Source organism: Vibrio penaeicida (genome assembly GCF_002933855.1).
Taxonomy (GTDB): domain Bacteria; phylum Pseudomonadota; class Gammaproteobacteria; order Enterobacterales; family Vibrionaceae; genus Vibrio; species Vibrio penaeicida_A.
The window spans coordinates 98,220-116,373 of record NZ_BFAQ01000028.1 but is presented as its reverse complement, the minus strand read 5'-3'; the positions used below and the strand labels follow the sequence as shown (position 1 = coordinate 116,373).

Sequence of the window (18,154 nt, the reverse complement as noted above, 5' to 3'; positions counted from 1 at the left end):
AAGCCGCCCTTACATTACAAGCTGACAGTTTGATTTAGCCTTGTTGATAACAAGCGAATCTCAATCGAACTGTTGTCTGGCTCACAGGCTAAATGGATTTACTTTTCACACCTTTAACAACTCTGTAAACTGTTTCGGTCTGAAAATAAAACGTTCTAAAAAAGAATTCATTGAACCCCCACTCAGCCTGTTAGGGATAATGACTAAAAGAGGTCAAAATGAGCAAAGAAATTAAAGCCCAAGTTGTTGTACTTGGTTCTGGTCCTGCTGGTTATTCTGCTGCGTTCCGTTGTGCGGATCTAGGTCTAGAAACGGTACTTATCGAGCGTTACACCACCCTAGGTGGAGTGTGTCTAAACGTGGGTTGTATCCCATCTAAAGCACTGCTACACGTATCTAAAGTGATCGAAGAAGCGAAAGCAATGGCTGATCACGGTGTGGTATTTGGTGAGCCGCAAACGGACATCAACAAAATCCGAATCTGGAAAGAAAAAGTGGTTAACCAATTGACGGGCGGTCTTGGCGGTATGGCTAAGATGCGTAACGTAACAGTGGTTAACGGTTACGGTAAATTTACTGGTCCTAATTCTATTCTTGTAGAAGGTGAAGGCGAAGCAACAACAGTTAACTTCGACAACGCTATCATTGCGGCAGGTTCTCGCCCAATTAAACTTCCGTTTATCCCACATGAAGACCCACGTATTTGGGATTCTACTGATGCACTAGAGCTTAAAGAAGTTCCGGGCAAACTGCTTATTATGGGCGGTGGTATTATCGGTCTTGAAATGGGCACGGTATACCAGTCTCTAGGTTCTCAGGTTGACGTTGTTGAGATGTTTGACCAAGTGATCCCAGCAGCTGATAAAGACATCGTTAAGGTTTACACCAAGCGAGTTAAAGATAAGTTCAACTTGATGCTGGAAACCAAAGTGACGGCTGTTGAAGCTAAAGAAGATGGTATCTACGTATCAATGGAAGGCAAAAAAGCACCAGCAGAAGCTGAGCGCTATGATGCTGTTCTTGTTGCTATTGGTCGTGTACCAAACGGTCTTCTTATCGATGGTGAAAAAGCCGGCATCGAAATTGATGAGCGCGGCTTTATCAATGTGGATAAGCAAATGCGCACAAACATTCCTCATATCTTTGCGATTGGTGATGTTGTTGGTCAGCCAATGCTGGCACACAAAGGTGTGCATGAAGGCCATGTTGCTGCAGAAGTGATTTCTGGTAAGAAACACTACTTCGATCCTAAAGTTATTCCTTCAATTGCTTACACCGAGCCAGAAGTGGCGTGGGTTGGTAAGACAGAGAAAGAAGCAAAAGCCGAAGGCATCAACTACGAAACAGCGACATTCCCATGGGCTGCGTCTGGACGTGCAATCGCGTCTGACTGTGCTGATGGTATGACTAAGCTTATTTTCGATAAAGAAACGCACCGCGTAATCGGTGGCGCTATCGTTGGTACTAACGGTGGTGAGCTACTAGGTGAAATTGGTTTGGCTATCGAGATGGGCTGTGATGCAGAAGACATCGCTCTAACCATCCACGCTCACCCAACTCTACACGAATCTGTAGGTTTGGCTGCTGAAGTATTTGAAGGCTCTATTACTGACCTTCCAAACAAAAAAGCTGTGAAGAAGAAAAAGTAATTTTTCTAAAAGCTAAAAGCTAAAAGCTGAATGATAAAAACCGCTGCCAGTCAGCGGTTTTTTTGTTTAGGCTCTCATGGCGTTTTCGGGTAGACAACAGACCAAAACAAAAAACGGAGGGGAAAACCCCTCCGTTAACTATTTTACTGTTTTACAAAAGCGCGTTTTAATCTTGCTTGTAAATACAAAGCATACCCAGAAAGCTAGCTACAAGCCCTTCTAAGTACTCTGGATCTGGGTTGCGGTTCGCTTGAACGTATAGAGAGTAGCAAATGCCGTGCAATAGCTTAGCTAAATCTTCTGCTTTGTGCTCGTCGCATACTTCGCCACGTTGCATTGCTGTCAGGAACATGTCTTCAACACGTTTCTGAGACTCTTCGTTACTGGATAGGAACAAAGGCCATACTTCTTCACGAGTAGACGTGCTCCACTCGAACCAAACTTTCATCCAGTGCGTGCCATCCAGTGCAAACTTGATGATGTTCTTGGTTAAGCTCGTTAAGTTTTCTTCGGCAGTTGCTTCTGGAAGAATACTTTCATTGATGAACAGAGCGTATTGTTTTTCAACTTGGCTCAGTACTTCATCAACCAAATCTTCGCGGGTTTGGAAGTAGTTGAAAACAGTAGCAACTGATACCTGAGCGATCTCAGCAATATCAGCGTGACCACCGCGACCGATACCGCGTTTTGCGAATACTTCTATCGCAATATCATGCAGTTGCTCTTTACGTTTCTGTGGAGATAGCCTTGTTCTTGGACGTTTTTTTACAGTATCCATAATTGATTTTCCTTGCCAACATATGAAGATTAATGATTATTTTATAATTAGATTTGCCATATGAGTGTAATGGTGCATATAAAAGTGTCAATCAAGAAATGTTAAAAAGTGCTCAATTTCATGACCAAGTTAAAAATTTACCCTGAGTCGTTTGCAGTGGTAAAATGTGTTATTGGGTGCACATTAACGAAAATTCAAATTATTGATAATGTGACTTTACCTGCAAAATCAGCCACTAACTAATTGAGAGCAGTATGAAACATACAGTTGAAGTAATGATTTCTGAGCAAGACGTTCAGGATCGAGTTATCGAATTGGGTAAGAAAATCACCGAGCGCTACAAAGATTCAGACAAAGAGTTGGTGCTGGTGGGGCTGCTTCGTGGTTCGTTTGTTTTTATGGCTGATCTGACACGTGTCATTGGTAAACATCATACTGTCGATTTCATGACCGCCTCTAGCTATGGCAATGCGATGGAAAGCTCACGCGATGTGCGTATTTTGAAAGATCTGGATGATGACATCAAAAACAAAGATGTTTTGTTGGTGGAAGACATCATCGATACGGGCAACACGTTGAGTAAAGTGTGCGAAATTTTAGAAATTCGCGAGCCTGCATCTATCGAGATTTGTACTCTTTTAGACAAACCCTCTCGTCGAGAAATTGCAGTCGATGCAAAATTCATTGGTTTTGAAATTCCCGATGAGTTTGTTGTTGGTGTTGGTATCGATTACGCTCAGAAATACCGTAACTTACCTTACATTGGGAAAGTGGTTCCTCAAGAGTAAACGCTCGGTCTGTAAAGCGAACTGAAGAAACGCCACTATTGCTATAGTGGCGTTTGTGTAATGACGTTTGTGTACGGTCTTTTGGTTTTACAATTCTTGAATAAAGCGCAATCGTCGCTTGTCTAACTCTTCACGTATTTCTTTTCCTTGAAAGCCATCCTGAATGACCTTTTGTACATCCGCTTGCAAAGCAGCCTGATAAGCTTGATTGAAGAGTGCCGATTGAGGGTAGGGTTTGCTTTCTAAACCTAGCCGACCGCGATGATCGGCTTCACAGCAGGTTAAGAGTTGTGCCAAGCGTTCAGGTTTACGCCACACATCCAATTTATTCAGTATTTTAAGTTTTGTTTTTGCTTTGAGTTCTTCCGCACGGTGCACATTTGTGTGATGTTCGCATACGACCAAGGCGGTATCTCTGAACTCGTTTGGAACTTTAATACGTTCACATAATGTCTTTATGATGTTGAGCCCTGTATGGCAATGCATTTTGTGGCTCGGCCATTCTTCTTTTGGCGTAACCCCTTTTCCTAAGTCGTGAACTTGCGCTGCAAATCGTATCACGGGGTCTTGGCTCAAATTGGCTGCTTGCTTAGCGACCATCAGTGTATGAATACCAGTATCGATTTCTGGGTGCCATTGCTCTGGCTGTGGAACACCAAATAAAGCATCCAGTTCTGGAAGGACGGCTTCTAGAGCGCCACATTGTCTGAGTACTTCTAGAAATACGTTAGGTCTGTCTGTATTGAGAGACTTATGCCATTCCTGCCAAACCCGTTCAGGCGTCAAGTGTTCAAGCTCGCCGGATTGCGCTATCTTGGACATCAATTCGATGGTTTCATCCGCGACAGTAAAACCTAATGAAGCCAACTTGGCTGCGAACCGGGCCACGCGAAGAACGCGAAGAGGGTCTTCGACAAATGCATCAGAAACGTGGCGCAAGATTTTGTTATTGAGGTCATGTTGTCCGCCGTAAGGATCGACAATATGTCCGTCCTCGTGTTGAGCCATGGCGTTGATGGTTAAATCTCTTCGGAGGAGGTCGTCTTCAATGGTCACATCAGGCGCAAAGTGACATTCAAAGCCAGTGTAACCATGCCCTGACTTTCGTTCGGTACGCGCCAATGCATATTCCTCATGACTTTCTGGGTGTAAGAACACAGGAAAGTCTTTTCCGACAGCTTGGTACCTATTGGCGAGCATCTTTTCTGGTGAGCTACCAACCACGACCCAATCCTTGTCGTGTACCGGAATACCCAGTAATTGGTCTCGCACAGCGCCACCGACTAAATATACGTCCAAGTTTGACCTCCTAATTATGCCTCGAGGCTTTACAAACCTCGTCACAATGGTAATTTGCCAGAATCTTAGCGAAGAGAGATAAGCATGTATAAGGATTTTTTCGGTTTCACGGAAATGCCGTTCTCCATAGTACCGAGTTCTCGGTATTTGTATTTGAGTGCGCGTCACAGAGAAGCAATGAACCATCTTCAATCTGGTTTAGGTGAAGGTGGCGGGTTTGCAATGCTTACTGGTGAAGTTGGAACAGGCAAAACAACCGTTTCGAAAGCCATGCTTTCCGCGCTTGGAGAAGAAACCAAAGCCGCGCTAATTTTAAATCCAACTTATTCAAACCAAGACTTGTTGGAAGCGATTTGCGATGAATTTGGTATTAAATACCCAGAATCAGCAAGCCTTAAGGTATTGACGCAATCCATTCAGCGCTTCTTACTTGGTAATTATGCTGGTGGGTTTCAAACGCTTTTAATCATTGATGAAGCACAGCATCTGCTGCCAGATGTGCTTGAGCAATTACGGCTTCTCACTAATTTGGAAACCGATAGCCAAAAGCTCTTAAAAGTATTGTTGATTGGGCAGCCTGAACTACAAGCAAAGTTGCAGACAACAGAATTAAGGCAGCTTGCGCAGCGCATTACCGGTCGCTATCACTTGTTGCCCCTTAACCCTGCGGAGGTGAGCGAGTACATTGAGTTTCGACTTGGGTTAGCAAATGGTTCTCAAAACACTTTTGAACCCGCTGCAATTAAAGTTATCGCAAAATATACCCAGGGCATCCCTCGTCTTATTAATCTGATCTGCGATAAAAGCCTACAATACGCAAGCCAAAGTGGTGTCAAGGTAGTTAATAAAGCGCGAGCGGAACAAGCTTGTCAGGATGTCATGGCGTTTCAAGCTCCCGCTCAAGGCACTCCGTTACCATCGTCAACTTCGTCTTCTGTTTGGCAAAACATCTTGCTATTAACAGGGAGTGCAGCACTCGCAACATTTACCTATTTCGCCACGCCTCTTGCTCTACAGAAGTTGATTCCTGCTCAAACTCCGGAAATTCAAGTGACGACCAAGACGATCCAAATCCCCGTTGCTGATACTTTATCGCCATATTTAAAGCGCAGTGAAGGTGAAACAAAAGCAACATTAAAACTGTTTGAGTTATGGGGACTGAAAGCCTCGGTTCGTGACACAGATTGCGAAAGGTCACGTTCATCCTACTATTGCACCATTGAATCTGGTGGGCTAGATGAGGTGTTACAACAAGGTCGTCCTGTTGTTTTTGCACTGAATGTTGGCGATAAACGTCATTATGCGCTGCTGTACGCAGTGTCTGATGAAACTGCCCAAATATTGGTTGGTGATGGTCGAGTAGAAGTGCCTGTTGGGTGGCTAGAGCAACATTGGGCCGGTGAATACCGCGCTATTTGGCATGATCCAATAGCGGAGACTCTTAAGCTTGGTCAGCAAGGTGAGTCCGTTGTTAAGTTAGAGTCGATGCTTGCTAAAGCGCTTGGTGAAGCGTCACAGAGCAGCAATATTTTTGATGAAGCATTGAAAGATAAAGTGGAAGCTTTTCAGCGTTGGCAGGGGTTATTTGTTGATGGAATCGTGGGAGCGAAGACCTTACAGTATCTGGATCTAATAGTGAACGATTCTGCGCCTTCACTGACTAAAATGACAGAGGTACCATCGGATGCTTAATGCGTTTATTCAAATAAAAGAATTGAGGGCGTTCTGCCACTTCACGTTATTTTGGGGTATTCAATGAGCGAATTAAATACACCCTCAGTAGGTTCCAGTATTTTGAAAACAATGGTATTTGTCATTCCCGCCGCTTTGGTTTCTTCATGGCATTATCTTAACTATCAACCAGATAGTACTCCTATCATCCAAGTTGAAACAGTAAAAACGCAACTTGCTAGAGTAATGGATTACCCTGATGCTAAGCCACTTAAAGATATGCCAACGGTGGATGGTCTACCCACTGAAGTGCTGTATGACACGGCAACGGAAACTACGAGGGTACTGAGCTCCCAAACGCAGGAAAAATCTCAAACGGACCAAAAGTCTCAAAAGCCTATAGAGCAAAAGAAAGAAACGCTGGATAACTTAGATCTTTCCTCTTTATCTCCAGAGTTGGCGCAAGCCGTTCAATCTGCAATTCACGATACAGCTAATCCGAATTCTCGCCGCTATGATGATGAACCCGTTGAAGCCACGCCCTTAGTGGGCAATGAACGCCGATTCCAGGGGAAGCTTCCTGCACTTAACCTACAAACTCATATGTATGCGTCAAATAAAGATCGACGCTGGGTTAAAGTGAATGGCAAGGAGCTAAAAGAGGGAGATTGGGTGGACGATAAAGTGATGATCAATAGCATCACCCCTAGAACGGTTGTAGTGGAGTTTGCTGGTCAGAAAATTGAGTTGCCAGCATTGCATGAGTGGCGTTAGCTGCTGTTTTTCAAGAAACACTACTTTCCAAAAAAACACTATTTTTCATGAAATGCGACGATCAAAAAAGGGCACCTCATAATGTGCCCTTTTTGTTTTCAATCTTTATTTGACTGAAGCATTAAGCCCAGCCAGATGGTGCCTTTTTCCTACGAGGAATCAGGTGAGGAAGAACCAGTCCAAAGATAAGACCAATTCCCGCAACACCACCACCGTACATGAAGTATTTCAATAGTAGGTCTTCTTTCTGCGTATCTAGCTTAGCGCGTAGTTCGCGTACTTCGCTTTGAGAAGCGGTAAGTTGCTTGTTCATATCGGCGTAGTTCTTCTCAAGCTCTTTGATTTGCTCGTTGCGAGCTTCAAGAGAGTCAACCAACCCCGATTTCTCATCGTCAGAGCTTCTACGCGCATTCGCGAGCTTCTCTTTCACTTCACCCAACTCTTTTTCAAGTGCAGGTAATCGTTCAGCCATACTTGGGCGAGTGGACACGTATTTACTTTCTACCCAGCCTTTTCTGCCTTTTGAGTCGACAACTTGGCTATATCCAGAATCTCGATTTGTCGCAACCAGTGTGATTTTGTCGCCTGCATTAACACTGCCGATGATTCGAAACTGATTGCTTGGTCCTGCGTGCATATAAGTGAATAAGTTGTCTGAGATGTAACGATCTTTTGCGAAGCTGACAGGCGCGACAAGCATGCTAAAGAGGGCCAGACAAATAAGTTTTTTCACGGTACGTCCCTTAACTGATGGAGTTGAACAACGTTTACGCCATTCATTTATTCTTAATTAGACAGAGATAGTATGAATTTTCAGGCAGTGGTGCAACAAAAGAGGGAGGCAAAGCCTCCCTTTCTGTGCGTTTGAGTCAATAATGACATGTGTCTAACAAAAGGCTTACAAAAATAAGCCTTGAATTGCATAGAAGAAGATTACTGCCAGCAATGCCCCAGCTGGTAGGGTAACAACCCAAGACGCAACAATGTTACGCACAACACCGAGGTTTAGTGCTGCGATACCACGAGCAAACCCCACACCTAAAACGGCACCCACTAACGTTTGCGTTGTGGAAATGGGTAAGCCAGTACCAGAAGCCAAAACAACCGTTGAAGCGGTAGCAAGCTGAGCTGCGAAACCACGGCTTGGTGTGAGCTCTGTAATGCCGGTGCCTACAGTTGCCATCACTTTGTGACCCATGGTCGCCAAACCTACCACAATACCGATACCACCGAGTGGCAAGATCCACCATGCAATGGAGGTTTTAGTTACGATTTCACCGAGGTTTTCTACGGTAGAAACCACAGCAGATAGAGGACCAATCGCGTTCGCAACATCGTTCGAGCCGTGGGCAAACGCCATCGCACATGCGGTAATCACCATTAACACACTGAAGATGCTCTCAACACCAGCAAAACTGTGGTCGTCTTCGCGGTGAGCAAATTTCTTCTGAATATAAAGGTAACCGCCAATCATGATTAAACCCGATACACCGGCAGACCATAGCCATGCTTCAGTGTTGCTCAAATGCAAGCCAACGTGTTTCAAACCTTTTTTAATGGTAACCAATGCAATTACCATGGTGGTAATGAACATGTATACCGGTACAAAACGTTTAGCATTAAACAGTGGGTTCTCGGTGTCGAAAATTAGGCGTTGTGCACTGACGAATATCAGGTATGCAAATATCCCTGATATCAGCGGTGTTACAATCCAACTCCCGACAATACCCTGAACTGATTGCCAATCAACAGCTTCAGTACCAACGGAAACGCACGCGAATCCTATGATAGCGCCAATAATGGAATGTGTAGTAGAAACCGGCCAGCCCATGTACGACGCAAGCAATAGCCATGTACCCGCCGCAAGAAGCGCAGACATCATGCCGTAAACAAGAACGTCAGGCTGATGAGCAAAGTAAGATGTCTCGATAACACCTTTACGGATAGTATCGGTTACTTCACCACCTGCTAAATAAGCACCAGCAAATTCGAAAATCATTGCGATGATGATCGCTTGTTTTACCGTCAGCGCTTTAGAGCCAACTGACGTACCCATGGCGTTTGCTACATCATTGGCACCGATACCGATTGCCATTAAGAAGCCAAATAGTGCAGCCACTATAATAATGATAGTGCCGTAGTTCGCGAGGATATCCATCGTAATACCTAGTTGTTGGATAACGTATGAGAGGATTTTTGAACAAGCGCGCAGCAAAGGCACACAAGCCTTCCGTGTGCCTTGATACAATCCAATCTCATGTTATGTGTTTCAGTTTTCGTTTAAGAACGAGATAGCATCAGTTCAAGACGAGCGCCAACGCGCTGAGCTTGATCGGCGATGCCACCTACCCATTCTAAAATCTTGTATAAGAACATGATGTCGATCGGATTGTATTTCGATTCGATCGCCATTAGTTGCTGGCGTAATACAATTTGCATGGCATCGGTATCGTCTTCGATGGCATCCAATTGATTGATCATTTCAGCCACCAACGTGACTTCTCGACCTTTAAAGCCAGTTTCCAATAATTCGTCTAATTCGCTGATGACTTTCTGAGCCTGATCGGCGGCATCAAGACAACGCTTAACGTATAAAATGAAGTTTTCCTGAAGTGGTTCTGGGATTTGCAATTGACGACCAATCACCCTACCTGCAATGTCTTTTGCAAGGTTGGCTAGCTTGTCTTGCTGCGTCAGCAAATCAAGCATATCGGTACGATCTACAGGCATGAATAAGCCACGTGGCAGTTTCAGACGAATCTCACGTTTTAAGACGTCCGCTTCTCTCTCCAAGTGAGAGATTTGTGCACGAATTTCGCCTGCTTTTTCCCAGTCACCCTTAGCACTAACTTCAAAGAAGTTAACTAAGTGAGAGCAGCACTCGTTCACACACACAACGTGGCGTTGCAAAGGTTTAATTGGGGACTTTGCAAATAACCCCATAATTGTATTCACTGGCATGGCTATTCAACCTAAAAAATATAACCTATAAGAAACTTCAGCCATAAAGGCGAAATCTTGAACGATGGCTATAAAGTCGCGCATGTTAACCTAATCAATCCATCATTAAAACTGTTTTAGATCATCATTTGGGCGTTAATTGCCACTTGTCGACGATGGGATTAAGCAATATGCTTTCAGGGTCATCCGTTAAAGGTATAAATATGGAAACTGAGATAGAACTGAAGTTTTTCGTTTCACCTGAATTTTCAACGACTTTGGTAGCCAAAATAGCTGAAGAGAAAGTTCTTCAGCACAGTTGTCGAGAGCTGGGTAATACCTATTTCGATACGCCAGAAAATTGGTTAAGACAACATGACATAGGTCTGCGAATTCGTCGTTATGATGATGTCTTTGTGCAAACAGTTAAAACTGCGGGGCGTGTTGTCGCTGGTTTACATCAACGACCTGAATATAACGCCGAACATACCAACAATATTCCCGACCTACACCTTCATCCTAGCGACATTTGGCCTAATGGCAAAGCAATAGACACGTTGCAACAAGAACTTACTCCTATTTTTTCTACCGATTTCAAGCGTGAGCAATGGCTGATCAGTATGACGGATGGCAGCCAAGTTGAAGTGGCGTTTGATCAAGGTTGGGTGACGGCGGGTGACAACAAAGACGAAATTTGCGAAGTCGAGCTGGAGTTAAAGTCCGGACAAACCGATGCGCTGTTCAACCTTGCACGGATATTGTGTGAAGATGGCGGCATGCGTTTGGGTAACTTGAGTAAAGCGGCACGCGGATACCGACTGGCTTATGGTCATCAAGGTGATGACGTTATGCCTCTATCGTTAGTGGCGACGGAAAGTTCTCACAACGCTGAGTATTGCCTTATTCAGTCTTTAGAGCATGCATTGGGTCACTGGCATTACCACGAGCAAATCTATGTAGAGCGTGATGAGTTCGATGCTTTACACGAAATTGCACACTCAATTGGATTCATTCGCCAAACACTGTCGGTATTTGGGGGCATAGTTCCAAGGCGAGCAAGCGCTATTTTGCGACAAGAATTGATGTGGTTAGAAGATGAGCTGACTTGGCTCAAAGAGGCGGATTACCTTGATGAGCTGATGGACGATAAAGGGCATGCGTTGCGAAAGCTGGATGCGCGAAAGTGGCTTGTCGAACAGCTTGGCACTCAATTCCAAGCGTTACCAAGTAGAGAGCATTCGTTAAAACTTCTCAAATCCTCGCGCTATACACGATTGTTGCTTGATTTGAGCCGATGGATACTTACTCGTGGTTGGCAGCCGTTCCTTGATGACAAAGCGCGTGAGAAAATGGCACAAGACATACGAAGCTTTTCGGTCAAGCAACTTGATAGAACGTGGGCTGAATTGGTTGAAGCATTTCCAGCAGAGCGTCAATTGAACCGTCAAGAATACATTGACCAGCAATACCGCTTATCCAGAAATCTGTACACTGGGATCTGTTTTGCCTCTCTCTATGATACAGAAGATAGAAATGCATTCCGCTTACCTTGGGAAGATCTTAAGCAAGGTATTGACGATTTATTGATGTTAGAGCCGCTGCATAAATTGCTTCCAAGCTTAGAAGGTGAAAACCAAATGCAGCTGGAGCGCTGGTTGAACCGACAAGAAAACTCAATTTTGCATGCTATGGAGCAAACCCGCCAAATGAGTATTGATACGACCCCTTATTGGCAGTAAATCTCTCCTTTAAAGTGCACTTTGTTGAATAGGTGCACTTTAGTCTTTGGCTCATCGTGAGCTCATTTCTTTACCAAACTCAAAAAGTTACTACAGATTCCTGTGTCACCGCCGATACACAATTGACGGGATTTCCAACAATATGAGTGAACAACAAGTATTGGATCACAATTAGGGAAATCCATCAGCGAAAAGTGACAGGTAACTCAATGGCAACGAAGTGTCTTTGTTATCATCGTTTTTTCATACGAGGCGTAAAATAAATCTACAACTACAAAAAAATCCACGTCTCACAAAGAGTGCGGCAGTATTTGTTCGCAGGTAAATGAACACTATATGGAGTACGTACTATGGCGAGCATGAAGTTCAAGCCGTGGGAAAGAGTCATTACAGATATTCGGTTGGTACCAAAATTAGTGATGCTGATGGTATTCAGCACCGTCCTAATCATTGTTAAGCAACTTTGGGATGCGAATACTTTTTACGACTCTGTGGTTCTTGTCCAAAAAGACCAAGCGCAAGAAGTTTCCCATGCACAAGCCTCTTTTATTGACAGTGTTTTAAGAAGTAATGGGGAAGACGCGACATCGCTGGCGGAAAAAACCATTACTGCGTTGGTTAAAAGCCGCGACAACAACCATTACATCTATTTGGTTGAGCGCGATACTGGCAAAGTCCTAGGTCACCCTTCCGCAAGAACCATTTCTGATCTTACTCAGTCAACGGAAAGCGGACAGCTTTTATCTGGTCTTATTAATGGTGCATCGGCTGGCTTTGGTTTTGAATTGGAAGGCGGTAACCGATTTGAGTATGCATCCAAATTAAGCAGTGCAGATTGGTTTGTTATTGCCTCTCAAAGCGGAGATGTTGCTCAGGCTCGCTATGACGATTATCTATCGCAAATCTTTTGGCAAACCTTGGTGATGATCATTGTGTTTGTTGCCCTGTTACTTGGCGCTGCGCGAATTATGCTGCGTCAGACTCAGTACATTGCTTCAAGCATACAAAGAATGGCAGACAAAGACCTATCGACACCCATCAACCTAGAATGCAAAGACGAGTACGGCGATCTTGCTCGTGAGCTTGAGCGAACACGTTCTCAGCTGCAAGAGGTGATCAAACTGCAAGTCGACTCTTCTCAAGAGCTATCTGCTCTTACGGAAGTAATGACGATCAGCATGTCGGAAACCAAAGATTCTGCTCAAGAAGAGTTTAACGAGATCGACCAACTCGCCACGGCAATGAGCGAAATGACTACAACCGTTCAGACAGTCGCAGAACATGCTCAAAGTGCTTCATCTGTGACTGAAAATGCATCGAATCAAGCTCAGCAAGGTCAGCGATTTGTGCAGGATACTGTAGGTAAGATGAGTGAGCTCTCAGGTGATATCTCTGAGTCTGCTCAGGCTGTGAACCAAGTAGAAGAACGTGTAGAAGCCATTGGTAGCGTTGTTGGGACGATTCAAGGCATCTCTGAACAGACCAATCTTTTGGCGCTGAATGCGGCAATTGAAGCAGCACGTGCAGGTGAAGCTGGCCGTGGTTTTGCGGTGGTTGCCGATGAAGTTAGAAACCTCGCTCAAAGAACGCAAGGTGCGACGATTGAGATTCAAGAAATGATTACTCAACTTCAAACCAGCGCAAATTCAGCAGTTGAGCTAATGGAAAAAAGTGTGGTTGAAGCCGCAGAAGGTGTGGAGCTGGTTACCAATGCTGGTACTGAGCTGGATGGCATTGTTGCTCAAGTGAGCCAAATCAATGACATGAATTTCCAAATTGCGACAGCGGCAGGGCAACAAAGTACGGTCGCGGAAGAGATGAACCAAAACCTAGACAATGTTCGCGAGCTGGTAGAGGCCTCTGTTGTTGTGGTTGGTGAGCTGTTAGAAACCTCAGAGATCATGCAAGCTAACGCTGAAGAATTGGACGGAAAAATACAGTCATTTAATGTTTAATCTATTTTTAAACTCATAGAATGCAAATAGCGCTCACATTTCATATGTGGGCGTTTTTTTATGTGATATGGTAAATCGAACAAACCACCTAACTCGTTGACAGGGATGAACAATGACCTTACCGACGCCCATTGCTGAACAAGCCCAATTCTCACGCCAGAAAATAGAAGAACAGTATCCTTCAGTTTTTGACACTTGGCCTCAAGCCAAATTGTCGGATCTTGAGCGCGTATTAGGATTGAGTGATTTTATCGCCGACAGCATGCAGCGAGACGAGAAGCTTTGTCAGCGTTTGCCGGAAATGCTTTCAACACAAAATCGAGCAGACGATTACCGTGATAGGTTGAAAAAACAGTTAGCTAAATGTGTTGATGAAAACGCCATGATGAAAAAGCTGCGCGAGTTTAGGCGTCGAGAAATGGTGTATATAGCTTGGCGAGATTTTACGGGGTCTTGGTCACTGGAAAACAGCCTCCTTCATTTATCCTCCCTAGCCGAAGCACTGATCTTTGAGACTTATAGGCACCTTTATCAAACCAGTTGTAAAGAGTGGGGAACACCATGCAATGAAAATGGTGAAGCACAGCCGATGCTGATCATTGGCATGGGTAAGTTAGGTGGTGGTGAACTCAACTTTTCTTCAGATATCGATCTTATTTTTACCTATCCCGAAAATGGAGAAACTCAAGGTGCGCGCCGCAGCATTGCCAATGCACAATTCTTTACTCGCTTAGGGCAGCGAATGATCAAAGCATTAGATCAGCAAACGTTTGATGGCTTTTGTTATCGTGTTGATATGCGGCTGAGACCCTTTGGTGAAAGCGGTCCGTTGGTGATGAGTTATGTCGCGCTAGAAGATTATTACCAAGAGCAAGGGCGTGATTGGGAACGATACGCCATGATTAAAGCTCGGGTGATGGGCCGCGAAATGTACCCAGAGTATCAGGAGCTACGGGGGATGCTTCGCCCATTTGTTTTTAGACGCTATATCGACTTCAGTGCCATTCAATCCCTTCGTCGAATGAAATCCATGATCAGCACCGAAGTGCGCCGCCGCGGATTGTCAGACAATATAAAGCTTGGTGCTGGCGGCATACGTGAAGTGGAGTTTATCGCTCAAGTCTTTCAATTGATTCGTGGAGGTCGTGAGCCCAGCTTAAGAGGGCGGGGTTTACTGGAAACACTCGATGCAATTGAAGCCAAAACGCTGTTATCTGAGGATGAAGTTAAGCATCTTAGAGAGGGGTATCTATTCCTTCGAAGACTCGAAAATTTAATTCAAGCCATTGGCGATCAGCAAACTCAAACCTTGCCAGATAAAGAGTTGGATCAACAACGTTTGGTTGTCGCGATGAAATCATCAAGTTGGGATACGCTGCGCGATTCGATTGACGGACATATGTCCAACATTCATGCGGTTTTTGAGCAACTTATTGGCGATGATGAAGAAGAAGCTCAAACAGTTTCTAAGCACTTCAAGGAAATGTGGGATCTTGCCAATACAGAAGATGTATTGATGCACATTTTCGAAGATGACCTCAAAGTCGAATCTCCAGAGCCATTGGTGAAGACCATCATGGGCTTTAAAAAGGACTTGGCGAAAAAAACGTTGGGTCCGCGTGGTCGCGAAGTATTGAATCGATTGATGCCTAAGGTTTTCCACGCACTCTTTAATCACAAAGATGCTGAGTTTGGTTTATCTCGGGTTTTACATTTGCTCCACAATATTTGTACTCGAACGACGTATCTAGAGCTTCTTGATGAGCATCCAGCAGCCCTTACTCAGTTAGTAAGGTTGTGTACTGCAAGCCCGATGATATCGGAGCAACTTTCCCGCTACCCTATACTGCTTGATGAGCTTTTGGATCCGCAGCACCTCTATAATCCAACGCCACCAACCGAGTACAAATCTGAGTTGCGAGATTACCTAGCGCGTATTCCAGAAGATGACATGGAGCAGCAAATGGAGGCGCTACGACAGTTTAAGCAAATTTGCATACTGCGTATTGCTGCTGCAGATATCGCAGGTGTGCTACCTGTAATGAAAGTGAGTGACCACTTAACCTATTTAGCAGAAGCCATAGTAGAAGCGGTAGTGGGGCAAGCTTGGCTACAAGTGACCGAAAAATATGGCGAGCCAACCCACCTGAAAGAGCGCGAAGGTAAAGGTTTTGCCGTTATTGGTTACGGTAAAGTCGGTGGTTGGGAGCTTGGATATAATTCTGATCTGGATATTGTGTTCATGCACGACTGTCCTGTGCACGTGAATACGGATGGCAAAAAAGAAATCGATGGCAGGCAGTTCTACCTGCGCTTGGCCCAGCGAGTCATCCACATCTTTTCAGTTCGTACGGCTTCTGGCATTTTGTATGAAGCAGACACAAGGCTCCGACCTTCGGGCGCATCCGGCATGTTAGTCAGCCCGACCGATGCATTCGAAGAATATCAATTGCAAGAAGCATGGACGTGGGAACATCAAGCTTTAGTTAGAGCTCGTGCTATATACAGTGATGCGCCGTTAAAATCGGCTTTTGAAGCAACGAGAGCAAAAGTATTATCTGTAAATCGTGATCTCAGCAAACTCAAAAAAGACGTGGCGGATATGCGTGAGAAAATGCGCAGTCATCTCGGGGGAAAAAAGGCTGGGCGATTTATGCTGAAGCAAGATCCCGGTGGCATTACCGATATTGAATTTTTGGTTCAATATTTGGTCTTAAATTTCAGTTCAGAATCCCCATCATTAATGACGTACTCTGATAATGTTCGAATTCTTGAAGCGGCTGCAAATTTATCGTTGTTGCCAGCGCAACAAGCAGCCAAGCTGACTTCTGCCTACACCGCATTAAGAGACGAAATTCATCACCGGAACTTATTAAATCAAGACGCTGATGTAGCGGAGTCAAGGTTCCAAGATGAAAGAGAATGCGTCGTGTATTCATGGAATGAATGGTTGATCGACTGAACATCTATTGAAGTTGTTAGAGAATAGACTCTGACCTTACGGTTTTTTTGCGTCTGGCGGCTATGTTACTATTCCGCCGGATTTGTATTTTTGGAGACAAACATGAAACCAATTTTGCCGGACTACACTCAATCTGGAGTGCTGATTGTTGGCGATGTAATGCTCGATCGTTACTGGTATGGACCAACAGGTCGCATCTCACCAGAAGCACCAGTACCTGTTGTTAAAGTTGAAGACAACGAGGAGCGTCCGGGCGGTGCGGCAAACGTGGCAATGAATATTGCTAGCCTTGGTGGTCATGCTCATTTAGTTGGTTTAACGGGGCAAGATGAACCAGCGCAAGTACTGAATGAACAGTTAACGTCTCTAAAAGTGAAGTGTGATTTCGTTTCACTTCCCGATTTCCCAACGATTACCAAACTGCGAGTGATGAGCCGTGGTCAGCAGCTTATCCGGTTAGATTTTGAAGACAGCTTTGAAAATACTGACGCGCAGTACGTACTAGAGCGAATGGAAAAAGCGTTACCAAGCGTGAAATCGGTCATTCTGTCCGATTATGCCAAAGGGGCGTTAGAACACGTTCAGCAGTTCATCCAGAAAGCACGTTCAGCCAATGTACCTGTCTTTATCGACCCGAAAGGGGCTGACTTTGAACGCTATCGTGGAGCAACATTGCTAACGCCTAACATGGCAGAATTTGAGTTAGTTACTGGTAAAGTTAAAAATGAAGAAGAGCTTGTAGAAAAGGGGCTGGCTCTGATTGAAGAATTTGATTTCGAGGCACTGCTGGTGACTCGAAGTGAGCATGGTATGACTTTGCTCCGTAAAGGTCAGGAACCTTTCCATCTTCCAACTCAAGCGAAAGAAGTGTTTGATGTCACAGGTGCAGGCGACACGGTTATTTCTGTGCTTGCTGCCTCTGTCGCTGCTGGTAAGGCAATAGATGAAGCTTGTGCACTAGCGAACGCCGCCGCTGGGGTTGTTGTCGGAAAGCTTGGTACTTCCACGTTATCAACCATCGAATTAGCCGAAGCGGTACATGGCAGTCAAGATACCGACTATGGTGTAATTGGTGAGCATGAGCTGATTGCAGCGGTTAAACAAGCGCGCGCGAAAGGTGAAAAAGTGGTAATGACCAACGGCTGTTTTGATATTTTGCATGCCGGTCACGTGTCCTATCTTAACCATGCCGCCGAGCTCGGCGACAGGCTCATTGTTGCCGTAAATACGGATGCCTCTGTGAAAGCGTTGAAAGGACCGGGTAGACCCGTTAACTCAACAGATCGCCGAATGGCTGTATTGGCCGGTTTGGGCGCTGTTGATTGGGTTGTACCATTCAGCGAAGAAACGCCACAGCGTCTGATTTCTGAAGTTCTTCCGAGTTTGTTGGTAAAGGGTGGAGACTACAAACCAGAAGAGATTGCTGGTGGTAAAGAAGTCATTGATGCTGGCGGTGAAGTGCGAGTGTTGAACTTCGAAGATGGATGCTCGACTACTGAGATTATTGAAGCAATCAAAGGTGGGCGCGGTTAAGCACTGCTTACTTTGTTCATGAACAATCAAAAAAACGACGCTAAAGCGTCGTTTTTTATTAGTATT

13 protein-coding genes are annotated in these 18,154 nt (G+C 44.8%); 8 read left to right on the top strand and 5 right to left on the bottom strand.

The window, feature by feature from the left end:
- The first annotated feature begins 218 nt into the window (after nt 1–218).
- Nucleotides 219–1,649, top strand: coding sequence for a dihydrolipoyl dehydrogenase (lpdA, locus tag VPNCDNU1_RS16415; RefSeq protein WP_101112464.1), 1,431 nt, complete (start codon nt 219–221; stop codon nt 1,647–1,649).
- Nucleotides 1,650–1,815: 166 nt separating this feature from the next.
- Here the strand turns inward: lpdA and VPNCDNU1_RS16410 are convergent, their stop codons facing one another.
- Nucleotides 1,816–2,427 (bottom strand): TetR/AcrR family transcriptional regulator, encoded by a 612-nt coding sequence (locus VPNCDNU1_RS16410; protein WP_101112463.1) that lies wholly within the window; start codon nt 2,425–2,427, stop codon nt 1,816–1,818.
- Nucleotides 2,428–2,681: 254 nt separating this feature from the next.
- Here VPNCDNU1_RS16410 and hpt point away from each other — a divergent pair, with 254 nt between their 5' ends.
- Nucleotides 2,682–3,215 (top strand): hypoxanthine phosphoribosyltransferase, encoded by a 534-nt coding sequence (gene hpt / locus VPNCDNU1_RS16405; protein WP_104401320.1) that lies wholly within the window; start codon nt 2,682–2,684, stop codon nt 3,213–3,215.
- Between the two features lie 87 nt (nt 3,216–3,302).
- Here the strand turns inward: hpt and VPNCDNU1_RS16400 are convergent, their stop codons facing one another.
- Nucleotides 3,303–4,514 carry a multifunctional CCA addition/repair protein gene (locus VPNCDNU1_RS16400; protein WP_104401319.1) on the bottom strand — a complete coding sequence of 404 codons (1,212 nt, stop codon included), beginning with the start codon at nt 4,512–4,514 and terminating at the stop codon, nt 3,303–3,305.
- 84 nt (nt 4,515–4,598) lie between these two features.
- Between VPNCDNU1_RS16400 and VPNCDNU1_RS16395 the strand changes: the two genes are divergently transcribed.
- Together VPNCDNU1_RS16395 and VPNCDNU1_RS16390 are read left to right on the top strand one after the other, a co-directional pair.
- Entirely contained in the window at nt 4,599–6,206 is a 1,608-nt protein-coding gene (locus VPNCDNU1_RS16395) for an ExeA family protein (RefSeq protein ID WP_104401318.1), read from the top strand.
- A gap of 63 nt (nt 6,207–6,269) precedes the next feature.
- Nucleotides 6,270–6,959: a general secretion pathway protein GspB gene (locus VPNCDNU1_RS16390; protein WP_104401317.1), complete on the top strand. Its 690-nt coding sequence runs from the start codon at nt 6,270–6,272 to the stop codon at nt 6,957–6,959.
- Nucleotides 6,960–7,080: 121 nt separating this feature from the next.
- Here VPNCDNU1_RS16390 and VPNCDNU1_RS16385 read toward each other — a convergent pair whose 3' ends face one another.
- The 3 genes from VPNCDNU1_RS16385 to VPNCDNU1_RS16375 all read right to left on the bottom strand — a co-directional run bounded on the left by VPNCDNU1_RS16385 (nt 7,081) and on the right by VPNCDNU1_RS16375 (nt 9,920).
- A complete protein-coding gene (locus VPNCDNU1_RS16385; RefSeq protein WP_101112458.1) occupies nt 7,081–7,692 on the bottom strand; it encodes a TIGR04211 family SH3 domain-containing protein in 612 nt (203 codons plus the stop codon).
- 165 nt (nt 7,693–7,857) lie between these two features.
- On the bottom strand, nt 7,858–9,117 hold the full coding sequence (locus VPNCDNU1_RS16380; protein WP_104401316.1) for an inorganic phosphate transporter: 1,260 nt from the start codon (nt 9,115–9,117) through the stop codon (nt 7,858–7,860).
- A gap of 122 nt (nt 9,118–9,239) precedes the next feature.
- The gene (locus tag VPNCDNU1_RS16375) at nt 9,240–9,920 is read right to left on the bottom strand and encodes a TIGR00153 family protein (protein WP_101112456.1); all 681 of its coding nucleotides are present in this window, start codon (nt 9,918–9,920) and stop codon (nt 9,240–9,242) included.
- 203 nt (nt 9,921–10,123) lie between these two features.
- Here VPNCDNU1_RS16375 and VPNCDNU1_RS16370 point away from each other — a divergent pair, with 203 nt between their 5' ends.
- The 4 genes from VPNCDNU1_RS16370 (at nt 10,124) to hldE (ending at nt 18,088) form a co-directional block, all read left to right on the top strand.
- Nucleotides 10,124–11,638 carry a CYTH and CHAD domain-containing protein gene (locus VPNCDNU1_RS16370; protein ID WP_104401315.1) on the top strand — a complete coding sequence of 505 codons (1,515 nt, stop codon included), beginning with the start codon at nt 10,124–10,126 and terminating at the stop codon, nt 11,636–11,638.
- Between the two features lie 350 nt (nt 11,639–11,988).
- Nucleotides 11,989–13,593, top strand: a complete 1,605-nt coding sequence (locus VPNCDNU1_RS16365) for a methyl-accepting chemotaxis protein (protein ID WP_104401314.1) — start codon at nt 11,989–11,991, stop codon at nt 13,591–13,593.
- Nucleotides 13,594–13,705: 112 nt separating this feature from the next.
- Nucleotides 13,706–16,555: a bifunctional [glutamate--ammonia ligase]-adenylyl-L-tyrosine phosphorylase/[glutamate--ammonia-ligase] adenylyltransferase gene (gene glnE / locus VPNCDNU1_RS16360; RefSeq protein WP_104401313.1), complete on the top strand. Its 2,850-nt coding sequence runs from the start codon at nt 13,706–13,708 to the stop codon at nt 16,553–16,555.
- A gap of 102 nt (nt 16,556–16,657) precedes the next feature.
- Complete coding sequence (hldE, locus tag VPNCDNU1_RS16355; RefSeq protein ID WP_104401312.1) at nt 16,658–18,088, top strand: bifunctional D-glycero-beta-D-manno-heptose-7-phosphate kinase/D-glycero-beta-D-manno-heptose 1-phosphate adenylyltransferase HldE; 1,431 nt, start codon at nt 16,658–16,660, stop codon at nt 18,086–18,088.
- The last annotated feature ends 66 nt before the right edge of the window (nt 18,089–18,154 follow it).

What these genes read in the sequence shown, in the direction of transcription:
- lpdA (WP_101112464.1), top strand. Translation starts at nt 219, where the DNA reads ATGAGCAAAGAAATTAAAGCCCAAGTTGTTGTACTTGGTTCTGGTCCT.
- VPNCDNU1_RS16410 (WP_101112463.1), bottom strand. Translation starts at nt 2,427, where the DNA reads ATGGATACTGTAAAAAAACGTCCAAGAACAAGGCTATCTCCACAGAAA.
- hpt (WP_104401320.1), top strand. Translation starts at nt 2,682, where the DNA reads ATGAAACATACAGTTGAAGTAATGATTTCTGAGCAAGACGTTCAGGAT.
- VPNCDNU1_RS16395 (WP_104401318.1), top strand. Translation starts at nt 4,599, where the DNA reads ATGTATAAGGATTTTTTCGGTTTCACGGAAATGCCGTTCTCCATAGTA.
- VPNCDNU1_RS16390 (WP_104401317.1), top strand. Translation starts at nt 6,270, where the DNA reads ATGAGCGAATTAAATACACCCTCAGTAGGTTCCAGTATTTTGAAAACA.
- VPNCDNU1_RS16380 (WP_104401316.1), bottom strand. Translation starts at nt 9,117, where the DNA reads ATGGATATCCTCGCGAACTACGGCACTATCATTATTATAGTGGCTGCA.
- VPNCDNU1_RS16375 (WP_101112456.1), bottom strand. Translation starts at nt 9,920, where the DNA reads ATGCCAGTGAATACAATTATGGGGTTATTTGCAAAGTCCCCAATTAAA.
- VPNCDNU1_RS16370 (WP_104401315.1), top strand. Translation starts at nt 10,124, where the DNA reads ATGGAAACTGAGATAGAACTGAAGTTTTTCGTTTCACCTGAATTTTCA.
- VPNCDNU1_RS16365 (WP_104401314.1), top strand. Translation starts at nt 11,989, where the DNA reads ATGGCGAGCATGAAGTTCAAGCCGTGGGAAAGAGTCATTACAGATATT.
- glnE (WP_104401313.1), top strand. Translation starts at nt 13,706, where the DNA reads ATGACCTTACCGACGCCCATTGCTGAACAAGCCCAATTCTCACGCCAG.
- hldE (WP_104401312.1), top strand. Translation starts at nt 16,658, where the DNA reads ATGAAACCAATTTTGCCGGACTACACTCAATCTGGAGTGCTGATTGTT.